This window comes from Butyrivibrio hungatei NK4A153 (assembly GCF_000424465.1).
Lineage (GTDB): Bacteria > Bacillota > Clostridia > Lachnospirales > Lachnospiraceae > Butyrivibrio > Butyrivibrio hungatei_A.
This window is the reverse complement of the sequence record NZ_KE384194.1, coordinates 234,147-244,059: the sequence shown is the minus strand read 5'-3', so window position 1 is coordinate 244,059 and position 9,913 is coordinate 234,147. Positions and strand designations below refer to the sequence as shown.

The 9,913-nt window shown below is 37.4% G+C and carries 15 protein-coding genes and 2 tRNA genes; 16 read left to right on the top strand and 1 reads right to left on the bottom strand.

Features of this window, described 5'->3' with window-relative positions:
• The first annotated feature begins 21 nt into the window (after window positions 1-21).
• From G628_RS0111930 to G628_RS0111875, 12 genes are all read left to right on the top strand, one after another.
• A tRNA-Glu gene (locus tag G628_RS0111930) sits at window positions 22-93 on the top strand.
• Window positions 94-120: 27 nt separating this feature from the next.
• Window positions 121-191, top strand: a tRNA-Cys gene (locus G628_RS0111925).
• A 78-nt stretch (window positions 192-269) separates the two neighbouring features.
• Window positions 270-1,178 (top strand): S1 RNA-binding domain-containing protein, encoded by a 909-nt coding sequence (locus G628_RS0111920; protein WP_026668265.1) that lies wholly within the window; start codon window positions 270-272, stop codon window positions 1,176-1,178.
• A gap of 28 nt (window positions 1,179-1,206) precedes the next feature.
• Entirely contained in the window at window positions 1,207-1,923 is a 717-nt protein-coding gene (locus G628_RS0111915) for an NAD-dependent protein deacylase (protein WP_026656497.1), read from the top strand.
• Window positions 1,923-2,096: a DUF951 domain-containing protein gene (locus tag G628_RS18585; protein ID WP_074461860.1), complete on the top strand. Its 174-nt coding sequence runs from the start codon at window positions 1,923-1,925 to the stop codon at window positions 2,094-2,096. Before G628_RS0111915 ends, G628_RS18585 begins: the two co-directional genes overlap by 1 nt.
• 107 nt (window positions 2,097-2,203) lie before the next feature.
• Window positions 2,204-2,491 carry a 30S ribosomal protein S6 gene (gene rpsF, locus G628_RS0111905; RefSeq protein WP_026514351.1) on the top strand — a complete coding sequence of 96 codons (288 nt, stop codon included), beginning with the start codon at window positions 2,204-2,206 and terminating at the stop codon, window positions 2,489-2,491.
• 18 nt (window positions 2,492-2,509) lie between these two features.
• On the top strand, window positions 2,510-2,965 hold the full coding sequence (locus G628_RS0111900; protein ID WP_026656499.1) for a single-stranded DNA-binding protein: 456 nt from the start codon (window positions 2,510-2,512) through the stop codon (window positions 2,963-2,965).
• Between the two features lie 19 nt (window positions 2,966-2,984).
• A complete protein-coding gene (gene rpsR / locus G628_RS0111895) occupies window positions 2,985-3,248 on the top strand; it encodes a 30S ribosomal protein S18 (RefSeq protein WP_026489979.1) in 264 nt (87 codons plus the stop codon).
• 166 nt (window positions 3,249-3,414) lie between these two features.
• The gene (locus G628_RS17345) at window positions 3,415-4,302 is read left to right on the top strand and encodes an ABC transporter ATP-binding protein (RefSeq protein WP_196803760.1); all 888 of its coding nucleotides are present in this window, start codon (window positions 3,415-3,417) and stop codon (window positions 4,300-4,302) included.
• Window positions 4,268-5,065: an ABC transporter permease gene (locus tag G628_RS0111885; RefSeq protein WP_026668266.1), complete on the top strand. Its 798-nt coding sequence runs from the start codon at window positions 4,268-4,270 to the stop codon at window positions 5,063-5,065. The genes G628_RS17345 and G628_RS0111885 overlap by 35 nt, the downstream gene beginning before the upstream one ends.
• Window positions 5,046-5,795 (top strand): LytR/AlgR family response regulator transcription factor, encoded by a 750-nt coding sequence (locus G628_RS0111880; RefSeq protein ID WP_026668267.1) that lies wholly within the window; start codon window positions 5,046-5,048, stop codon window positions 5,793-5,795. The genes G628_RS0111885 and G628_RS0111880 overlap by 20 nt, the downstream gene beginning before the upstream one ends.
• Window positions 5,792-7,069: a sensor histidine kinase gene (locus G628_RS0111875; RefSeq protein ID WP_026656502.1), complete on the top strand. Its 1,278-nt coding sequence runs from the start codon at window positions 5,792-5,794 to the stop codon at window positions 7,067-7,069. The genes G628_RS0111880 and G628_RS0111875 overlap by 4 nt, the downstream gene beginning before the upstream one ends.
• A gap of 40 nt (window positions 7,070-7,109) precedes the next feature.
• Here G628_RS0111875 and G628_RS0111870 read toward each other — a convergent pair whose 3' ends face one another.
• Window positions 7,110-7,754 carry a DUF4867 family protein gene (locus G628_RS0111870; RefSeq protein ID WP_026656510.1) on the bottom strand — a complete coding sequence of 215 codons (645 nt, stop codon included), beginning with the start codon at window positions 7,752-7,754 and terminating at the stop codon, window positions 7,110-7,112.
• A gap of 183 nt (window positions 7,755-7,937) precedes the next feature.
• Here G628_RS0111870 and G628_RS0111865 point away from each other — a divergent pair, with 183 nt between their 5' ends.
• The 4 genes from G628_RS0111865 (at window position 7,938) to G628_RS0111850 (ending at window position 9,677) form a co-directional block, all read left to right on the top strand.
• Complete coding sequence (locus tag G628_RS0111865; RefSeq protein WP_027209231.1) at window positions 7,938-8,579, top strand: HAD-IA family hydrolase; 642 nt, start codon at window positions 7,938-7,940, stop codon at window positions 8,577-8,579.
• Between the two features lie 68 nt (window positions 8,580-8,647).
• A complete protein-coding gene (locus G628_RS0111860; protein ID WP_027209230.1) occupies window positions 8,648-8,821 on the top strand; it encodes a hypothetical protein in 174 nt (57 codons plus the stop codon).
• 184 nt (window positions 8,822-9,005) lie between these two features.
• Complete coding sequence (locus G628_RS0111855; RefSeq protein WP_242827226.1) at window positions 9,006-9,188, top strand: hypothetical protein; 183 nt, start codon at window positions 9,006-9,008, stop codon at window positions 9,186-9,188.
• 3 nt (window positions 9,189-9,191) lie between these two features.
• Complete coding sequence (locus G628_RS0111850; protein WP_027209229.1) at window positions 9,192-9,677, top strand: hypothetical protein; 486 nt, start codon at window positions 9,192-9,194, stop codon at window positions 9,675-9,677.
• Window positions 9,678-9,913: the final 236 nt, after the last annotated feature.

Sequence of the window (9,913 nt, the reverse complement as noted above, 5' to 3'; positions counted from 1 at the left end):
TGTAACTACGGTCTGTAATATGGCTCCGTGGTCAAGCGGTCAAGACATCGCCCTTTCACGGCGGTAACACGAGTTCGATTCTCGTCGGAGTCACTAAGATTCATTATCAATTACATATTTGGTGACATAGCCAAGCGGTAAGGCATAGGTCTGCAACACCTTGAGCGGCGGTTCAAATCCGCCTGTCACCTCTAAAAACTGTGAGTATTAAATATTCACAGTTTTTTTGTGCTATAATCTTTTTATCTGATTTATTTGGAGGTTAGTTTATGGCAGAAGAAACGATGAAAGATTTTAGCAAGGAGATTGAGAGCTCCTTCAGAAAGATAAAGGAAGGAGATATAATTGACGGAACTGTTATCGGTGTAAATGATACAGAAGTAATTTTGGATATAAAATATTATACTCAGGGAATAATAAGGCTTGAGGAGCTTAGTGATGATCCCAAGTTTTCTATACATAGAGATATAAATGTCGGAGATGAAGTATCTGCTACTGTTATTTCAACAGACGACGGAGAAGGAAATATTCTTTTGTCCAAGAGAAGAGCAAATGAAGTTCTTGCATGGGATAAGCTTAATGCATTACTTGAATCCGGGGAGTATGTTGATGTTAAGATATCTGAAGCTGTTAAAGGCGGAGCAGTGGCTTTCCTTGAAGGAATAAGAGGATTTATTCCGGCATCTAAGCTTGATCTTTCTTTTGTGGAAGAAGACAAACTTGCTGATTATGTTGGAAAGACTGCTAAGGTTAGAGTAATTACTTCTGATGAAGAGAATGGAAAACTTGTTCTTTCAGCTAAAGATTATCTCAAAGAACAGGCTGATCTTAAGAGAAAAGAAATGGTCTCTAACGTAGAAGTTGGCCTTGTTACTGAGGGAACAGTTGAGAGTTTGCAGAATTACGGTGCATTTGTTGATTTGGGTAACGGTCTTAGCGGACTTGTTCATATTTCTCAGATTTGTAACAACAGAATTGCACATCCTTCAGCTGTTCTTAAAGTCGGACAGAAGGTAAAAGTCAAAGTTATTTCAATTAAAGACGGAAAGCTTAGTCTTAGTATGAAAGCGCTTGAAGATATAGCTGCGACTGAGATTACAGAAGAAAAGATTGAATATCCAAGTGACGGAGATGCAACAACATCTTTGGCTGCGCTTCTTAAGAAAGCAGGTTTTTGATCATACATAAATAATGAAGGGGGATAATATGGACGAAGCTGTAAAAGAGTTAAAAGAAATAGTTGACGGTTCGAATAATATTGTCTTTTTTGGTGGTGCGGGAGTATCGACAGAGAGCGGTGTTCCTGATTTCAGGAGCGAAGACGGTCTTTATCATCAGCAGTACAAGTACCCTCCGGAGCAGATTTTAAGTCATACATTTTATATGAGAATGCCTGAAGAGTTCTTTAGATTCTATAAGGATAAACTTCTCATTACTGGGGTTAAGCCCAATAAAGCGCATCTTAAGCTTGCCGAACTTGAAAAGCAAGGTAAACTCCGTGCTGTTATTACACAGAATATTGACGGCCTGCACCAGGCTGCCGGCAGTAAAGAAGTTCTTGAACTTCACGGAAGCGTACATAGAAATTATTGCGAAAAATGCGGTAAGTTCTATGATTTTGACTACATGGCCAATGCGGAAGGAGTTCCCGTATGCAGTTGTGGCGGCAGGATAAAGCCTGATGTGGTCTTGTATGAAGAAGGCCTTGATATGGGGATAATGCAGAAAGCTGTTGAGTATATCAGTAATGCTGATGTCCTTATAATTGGTGGAACTTCACTGGCTGTTTATCCGGCGGCAGGACTTATTGACTATTACAGGGGAAATAAGCTTGTTCTTATCAACAAGTCGGCTACACCGAGGGACAGACAGGCTGATCTGGTAGTACAGGGTGCAATAGGGGAGATTTTGGATCAGATTTAATGGATATTCAGGTTGGAAATATAATAAAACTTAAGAAACAACATCCTTGCGGTAGTTTTGAATGGGAAGTTTTGCGTGTAGGTGCGGACTTTCGAATCAAATGCCTTGGTTGCGGTCATCAGGTAATGATATCCAGGAAAACACTGGAAAAGAGCATTAAAGGGATACGATAAAATGCTTGCATTTGGAACATATATATGATAGCATATTATTCTGTGATAAATTCCTTGCTGCTTGACTGATACAAGTAGCCAGAGACCAAAAGGAGGTAACAAATAGCATGAACAAATACGAATTAGCCGTTGTTGTTAGTGCAAAGATCGAAGACGATGCCAGAACAGCAGTCATCGAGAAGGTTAAGAAGACTATCGAGAAGCATGGTGGTCAGATTACCAATATTGATGAGTGGGGAAAGAAGAAGCTTGCTTATGAAATCGAGAAGATGACAGAAGGCTTCTACTATTTCATCCAGTTCGATGGCGAAGCAACAACTCCTGCAGAGATTGAAGCTCGCATGCGTATTATGGACGGTGTCATCAGATATTTATGCGTTAAGAACGAGGCTTAAATAGAAGAGGACGAAAATATGAACAAAGTTATACTAATGGGACGTTTAACAAGAGACCCCGACGTAAGATATTCACAGGGCAATGAGCCTATGGCTGTAGCAAGATATACACTTGCTGTGGATAGAAGATTTGCAAGAAGAGATCAACAGGATGCTCAGACAGCTGATTTCATCGGTATCGTAGCTTTTGGAAGAGCCGGCGAGTTTGCTGAGAAATATCTTAAGAAGGGCACTAAGGTTATCGTAACAGGACGTATCCAGACAGGTAGTTATACCAATAAGGATGGCGTTAAGGTATACACAACTGATGTAGTTGCAGAGGATCAGGAATTCGCTGAATCCAAGAATGCAGCATCCTCCAACGGAGGATCATTTGGAGGCGTTGCTCCCCAAGGAGAGCCCGCACCTTCTGCAGCCGGCGACGGCTTCATGAATATTCCCGACGGAATTGACGAGGAGCTGCCGTTCAATTAATTGAAGGAGGAATATTATAATGGCTTTCACAAAGTCTGATAAATCCGATGCTCCTATGAGGAGAAAGGGCGGAATGCACAGAAGAAAGAAAGTTTGTGTATTTTGCGGAAAAGATAACGTAATTGATTATAAGGATACAGCTAAGCTTAAGAAGTTCGTTTCTGAGAGCGGCAAGATTCTTCCCAGAAGAATCACTGGAAACTGCGCTAAGCACCAGAGAGAGCTTACTTCAGCAATCAAGAGAGCAAGACACCTGGCTCTTATGCCATACGTAGCTGAGTAATCAGTATATAAGTAAATTATTGAAGACACTTTTTAGAAGAGATTCTAAGAAGTGTCTTTTTTTGCCATTTATTACTCGGTTCTATACCAAAAATTACAATACAGAATAAAAGCTGATTTCTAATGATAGTATTCTCATATAAATTTTCAGAGGTGAGAATATGTCTTTGTTAGAGATCAGAAATTTAAAGAAAGATTATGGCGGATTCAAAGCGCTCAAAGGTGTAAGTTTTAAAGTTAATGCAGGGGAGATAGTTGCTCTTTTAGGAAAAAACGGAGCAGGGAAAACTACTCTTTTAAACAGTATTGCAGGGAATGTTTTTCCTACAGGGGGAGATATAGTTTATAAAGGCGATACGCTACTTAAAGACAATTCAAGGCTTAATGAATTCGGAATACTGATTGAGCCTACTTTTATTCCCTATATGAATGCATATGAGAATTTGGATATATTAATCAAAACATTGGGGGGAAAAGTTCCGAAAGCAAAAATAGATAATCTGTTGAATGCGGTTGGATTAGAAAAGAAATCAAAAGAAAAGACAAAAGCATTTTCTTTTGGAATGAAACAAAGGTTGGGGCTGGCGCAAGCTCTTTTAAACAATCCGGAGTTTCTTATACTGGATGAACCGTTTGTGGGATTGGATCCAATAGGGAAAAATATATTTAAAAGAATCCTTCTGGAAAAAGCGCACGATGAAAAAGTGGGAATATTGTTTTCAAGTCACGACTTGGAAGATGTTGAGGAAATATGTGATCGGGTGGTCTTAATAGATAACGGTGAAAAGAAATTTGATGGCGTGATGGAATACAGCAAAAAATATGTTGTTCAATGTGACCGAGCTTTGAACCCGGAAGAAGTTGAAAAGTCAGGGGTAAAAGTTGATAAAGACAATATATTGATTGAACATGTCGAAGATTTAAAACAGGTTCTTGATAAACTTGATGAATTAAGTATTGACGTTTTGGATTTAGAAATAGAACGCAAATCTTTATATGATCTGTTTGAGGAGAATGGCTATGAAAATATCGATATTGCATATCATAAAAATTGAATTGTTAAAATTTTTAAAGCGTAATGATATCTTGGCGGTTGCTGTAATTGTAGCCATTGGATTTATTTATGCGATCGGTATGAGAAACGAAATGTATGAAGGAGTAAAAAATCAGAATGCTTTATTTTGGATAACATTGCAACTTGTAACAACAACAGTTCTTTTTATTGGCCCGGTTGTGACAGCTTTTTTGGGAACTCAAATGTTATCAGGTGAAATTGACAATAAAAGTATTTCTTTGTTCACTGTGAGAATAAGGAACAGGAGAAATTTGTTTATAGGTAAAAGCTTAGCGTTACAAGTTATTACTGCGGTTTTCTTTGTGATTACAATTATTGTAATGCTGGCTATTTATTTTGGAATCGCGAATAACGGCAGCATTTATACATCAGGAAAAATATTTGGAAATAATGTAGCAGATTTATTATGTCTTTTGCTTTTGATATATATGTATACGTTTTTCTTTATTCCACAGCTTGCATTGTGTATTGGGACAAGATATAAACCGATTATAACGATAGTGATTTCTTTTGTTGCATCTTTGGTTTGCAATCACGTGCTGACGTATTCATTTGTAAAATATATTAATCCGATGAATTATATTTATCAGTTATCAGAAGATGTTTTGGAGACTACAGAAGTGTTAAGTATCAGCAGTACAGGGAGGGGGAAATGTGTGCTGATTCAATTGCTTTTATGTATGCTATACTATGTAGTGTTTATGGTGCTTGGAACAAAATCATTTGAGGGTAGAGAATTCTGAGAGAAGCGGTGACTGGATGCAGATTGCAATATGTGATGACAACAAAGATAATCTCGCGTTAATGGAAGATGTTATTGAGAACATCAGAATCAGAGATGTTGAGGTCGATTGCTTTGAGACCGGTGAAAGTCTTTTAGATTATCTGAATAAAAATCCTAATGTATTCTACCAAATATACCTGCTTGATATAGAAATGCCCGGAGTTAATGGGCTTGAAGCTGCAAAGAAGATAAGGGCTATAGACCAAAGAGCTGTTATTATCTTCGTTACGGCATACTCGGATTATGTCTTTAGCTCGTTTGAAGTACAGCCGTTCAGATTTGTAAATAAGCCTATAGATACGCATAAGCTTGAAGATGTAATACAAGCAGCGGTAAATTATATTTATTCCAGTCAAAAATATATATTCATTTCTGTTGATAAAGCCAAAATACAGTTACGCTGTGAGAGCATAATGTATTTTGAGGGGAATAAGCGAAAAATAAATGTCTATACAACAGATGAAAACTATTCTTTTTATTCAAAAATGTCCGATCTTGAGAAAATGGTGGACAACAATTGGTTTGTAAGAATCCATGCTTCATACATTGTTAATATGGATTATGTTAAAGTTATTTATTCCGATGAGATTATTTTGAATAACGGCGTCAGGTTGCCTATCAGTAAGAAATACCACAAAAGTGTTAAACTAGAGCATATGAGATATTTGAAATGGAGAATTGGACTATGAATCATGCGAAGATTAACATCTTTCTCTATTTTCTTCTGAATTTATTTGATATTTGGATTGTCTTGCATTACTACGATAGGGTATTAGAGGCAATAAAGAAATATGATCTGATAAAAAAGGTGATGAGCGTTCTGTTCGTCATTTTATTTTCTGTTTTTATAAAATATGACCTTAAATATTGCAATCTTGTTTCGCTTTCTTTCTGGAGCTGCCTGTTTTTATGTGCATACAAAGGCGAAAAGAAAGTGAAATTTGCATATGCTACTGTACTCATAGTTTTTGCCGGATTTGCGCAAACGTTGATGTATTTAATTGAGGGTAGTTCTTTAAATTCCGGATATGTTCTATTTATTCCACATTTATGCTTTTATATTGTTGTTGAAATAGTGGCAAGGTATCAAACTATAAAAAACAGAAAAGTTGATATGCGTGTTCTGCTGAAGCTTTTATCGGTTCCGATCATTAGTTTCATTGCATTTACGTGCATTGCCATGCTAAGCGAAAGCCTGAGTATTAGCTCAAATCAAGAAAGGATACCCCTATTGGTACCATTAGCAGTTCTTGTCTTGTATGTGAATATTATGATCATTCATTTGTATGACTTGATCAGTGCATCCTATGAGGTTAGAAGACAGAACGAAGAGTATGAAAAGATAACCAATTGGCAGCGTTCGTATTATGAAGAGTTGTCTGAAAACCAAAAACTCATAAGAACAATAAAGCACGACATGCAGAATAATATGCAGTTGATTTCAGGCTTTTTGAAAGAAAAAAAGTATGACAAAGCGCAGAATCATTTACAGGAACTTATAGATGAACAATCTGCTATAAATAGTTTTGTTAACACCGGGAATGAAGCTATTGATACAGTTCTGAACATTAAATTTTCTGCAGCCGAACAAAACGGAATTACAGTCAAGAAAGATATAAATATCCCGGCCGGTTTACCAATCTCATATCATGATTGCATAAAAATATTTGGAAATCTTTTTGATAATTCAATCAATGCTTTGAAGAGCCTTGATTCAGGGGATAAGATATTAAGCTGTTTTATGTTCTATAGCGCGAATGCTCTGATTGTACAAGTTTCAAATCCGTACACAAAGAAAGATGATACATGTGATAAAGATGAATTTTTGCATGGACTTGGATTGGGTATAGTTAAGTCAGCTGTTGAAAGTTATGAGGGGACTTTCGAGATATGTGATGATGGGAAAAATTTTACTGTAAATATTGTTTTATATATAAATAACGCACATCGGCAAAAAGTCTAAAAATTGCCGATGTGCGTTAAATTATAATGGAATATTGATTTTATTTAAGATCTCCTGCGATGTCGATGTTCTCGCCTGTGATTCCAACCCATGCGCCGTTTGCTGCTTCAGAAGCTTCTGCGTGAGCAAGGAGCCACTTGTTTGTTGCTGTGAGCATGCGGTCTTCCTGATTGCGAGCTTCGAACTCAGGCTTGCCAACGTTGGTTCCCTTAGGAAGTCCTACAAGAACCTGGAATCCTGAATCTTTGCTTGCCTGGCAGGGAGCATAGTGAAGAGCTGTAGCGTATACTTCGATCATTGTGCCTGCAGGGCAAAGGAAAGCTTTAACCTTGCTTGAATCAATCTTGTAGTCTACGATTTCTTCTCTTTTAGCAAGTAAAAGAATGAAATCTGTTGAACCAAGGTTGATCTCTGATGAACGGTGATACTCAAGACAGTTGAGCTTGGTGTTGTGTCCGTTGCACCATCCGAACTGCATATCGGAACCGCCAAAGAGGCTGTTTGTAATTGATGTTGCTGCAGCGAGAGACTGAAGTGCAGGCTCCTCGGCAACATAGTCTGTTCCCTCGGGAACGGGAGTGCTTGACTTAAGAGCCTCCACGATTGCCTTCTTCTCTTCTTCATAACCCTCGATGATCCTACCGTAATTTGTGAATTCAGGATCGTTTACATTATATATTTTCATAACCTTCTCCTTTCAAGAATTATTGATAATAATAATCATATTGCTATTTTACAGAGAAATCTTATCATTTGGTAGCGATTTCTTTTCAAAAGTTGCTTTTGTTATCAGATAAGCGATAAATCTTTACTTTTAAAGTGCCTGTGTGCTAAAGTGTGTAAAAGGTTTAGACAGGGGAGGAATTGGATGAAGTATAAAAATCTATTATTTGATCTTGACGGAACACTGACTGATTCATCGGAAGGAATCACAAAAAGTGCATTATATACATTTGAAAAGATGCAGATAACTCCGCCGGAAGAAAGTGAGCTTTATACATTTATCGGACCTCCGCTCGGATACAGCTTCGTAAAACACGGAGTTGAGGAAAAAGACAAGGACAAGGCGGTAGCAATATACAGAGAGCGCTACAATTCGATCGGAAAGTTTGAAAATGCGCCGTACCGCGGAATGATAGATCTTTTAAAGAAATTTAAAGACGAAGGATATAAATTATATGTTGCCACATCGAAGCCTGAAAAGACGGCGATAGAAGTCCTCGATCATTTTGATATGACGGGATATTTTGATGAGATTGCGGGGGCAACTGTAGACGGCAGCAGAGAAAAGAAGGACGATGTAATAAGATACCTTCTTGATAAGATAGGAGAAGACGAGTCGGATACAGTGATGATCGGTGACACTAATTATGATGTCCTCGGAGCTGCGGAACTTGGAATCCCTTGTATTGCGGTGACGTGGGGATTTGGTGATATTGATGAGATGAAAAAATCCGGTGCAGTTGCAATTGTTAGCAGTATGGATGAACTATACGAGGCAGTGAGATAATGATAGCTGTTGGCGCGTTTTACTATGATAGAGAAATTTCATATCGAATTTGAAAGGAGATAAGCCAGATGGAAACATGGTTTTATGTAGTTGAAAGTATTGACGGCGATTATGCGAATCTTCGCAGAACTGATATCGAGTCGGATGATCTGAAGCTCGTTGCAAGAGCTCTTTTGCCCGATGGAATAGCGGAAGGAACTAAGCTTAAGTACGAACTTATGCAGTATTCGATAGTGGAGTGAGGATAAGTTGCTTTTAATTTGCAAAAAAAGAGAAATAGGAATGTATTTTTCGCCACAATGAATATATATTTTAATAGAAGGGCAGCATATAATATATTTATCAGCAAGCATTAGATGACAATTGCTTATGTTTGAAAGGATGGTGGAAAATATGTTGTCACTGCTTTTTATTATATTATTCTTTATGATCTTCGGAAGGATGATCGGATTTGCTTTTAAAGCAACTTGGGGAATCTTCAAGGTCGTAACATTTTTGGTATTCTTGCCGCTTATTTTGGTAGGACTGGTAGTTGGCGGACTTCTTTCCATTGCTTTCCCGATACTGCTTGTGGTTGGAGTTGTAAACTTGTTTATGAGACTGACGTAAAATATGGAAAAACTTTTGTATATTAACGGGATATCACCGTATTTGTATGCTCTTGCGGTTTTTTTTCGACCAAGTGAAGAATTGAAAAGTACATTTTTGACATGTTTATGTATTTTCCTGGCGCAGCTGATAGTTACTATTGTTATCGGCATTACATGCAAGGATAAGAAAAAACTGGCGCAGATCACTATGATAAACAAGTTTATACAGATACCGTATTTTGTAATGTTTTTCGTGTTCTCGGCTTTGTTTGTTTTCTTTGGAACATTCTTTTTTGGAATCGGAGTGTTATTTTTGCCGGTTTTTGTATTGATAGATTTGGGAGTATTCCTGAGTACATTGATACCTGAAGAACTTTGTACGCTGAAACTTATTATGCTAAGACGTATGTCGGGAATGAGAGCGTTAAGATATTTGGTTGGAAATGCGATTTACATTGTTGATATTATACTTTCGGTTAAAATATATGATGAATATAAGAAACTATGAGGTGGTTACTGACCGCCTCTTTTTCTTTGGAACAAAAATGGTCTATGAAAAAGAGATTGTTATTTTTTTAAAATGATACAGAAGAACCGCTAGATTAATGAAAATATAGCATTAGATGTAATATGGGCTTCCGTTTTTGCGATAACGGGAGCCTTTTTTCGTGAAAAAGTGCATGGATGACAGCATATTCGATAAATGGTAGAATAAAAAACACAAGTTAGTTGTTTGGAGGATTG

What these genes read in the sequence shown, in the direction of transcription:
- G628_RS0111920 (WP_026668265.1), top strand. Translation starts at nt 270, where the DNA reads ATGGCAGAAGAAACGATGAAAGATTTTAGCAAGGAGATTGAGAGCTCC.
- G628_RS0111915 (WP_026656497.1), top strand. Translation starts at nt 1,207, where the DNA reads ATGGACGAAGCTGTAAAAGAGTTAAAAGAAATAGTTGACGGTTCGAAT.
- G628_RS18585 (WP_074461860.1), top strand. Translation starts at nt 1,923, where the DNA reads ATGGATATTCAGGTTGGAAATATAATAAAACTTAAGAAACAACATCCT.
- rpsF (WP_026514351.1), top strand. Translation starts at nt 2,204, where the DNA reads ATGAACAAATACGAATTAGCCGTTGTTGTTAGTGCAAAGATCGAAGAC.
- G628_RS0111900 (WP_026656499.1), top strand. Translation starts at nt 2,510, where the DNA reads ATGAACAAAGTTATACTAATGGGACGTTTAACAAGAGACCCCGACGTA.
- rpsR (WP_026489979.1), top strand. Translation starts at nt 2,985, where the DNA reads ATGGCTTTCACAAAGTCTGATAAATCCGATGCTCCTATGAGGAGAAAG.
- G628_RS0111885 (WP_026668266.1), top strand. Translation starts at nt 4,268, where the DNA reads ATGAAAATATCGATATTGCATATCATAAAAATTGAATTGTTAAAATTT.
- G628_RS0111875 (WP_026656502.1), top strand. Translation starts at nt 5,792, where the DNA reads ATGAATCATGCGAAGATTAACATCTTTCTCTATTTTCTTCTGAATTTA.
- G628_RS0111870 (WP_026656510.1), bottom strand. Translation starts at nt 7,754, where the DNA reads ATGAAAATATATAATGTAAACGATCCTGAATTCACAAATTACGGTAGG.
- G628_RS0111865 (WP_027209231.1), top strand. Translation starts at nt 7,938, where the DNA reads ATGAAGTATAAAAATCTATTATTTGATCTTGACGGAACACTGACTGAT.
- G628_RS0111860 (WP_027209230.1), top strand. Translation starts at nt 8,648, where the DNA reads ATGGAAACATGGTTTTATGTAGTTGAAAGTATTGACGGCGATTATGCG.
- G628_RS0111855 (WP_242827226.1), top strand. Translation starts at nt 9,006, where the DNA reads ATGATCTTCGGAAGGATGATCGGATTTGCTTTTAAAGCAACTTGGGGA.
- G628_RS0111850 (WP_027209229.1), top strand. Translation starts at nt 9,192, where the DNA reads ATGGAAAAACTTTTGTATATTAACGGGATATCACCGTATTTGTATGCT.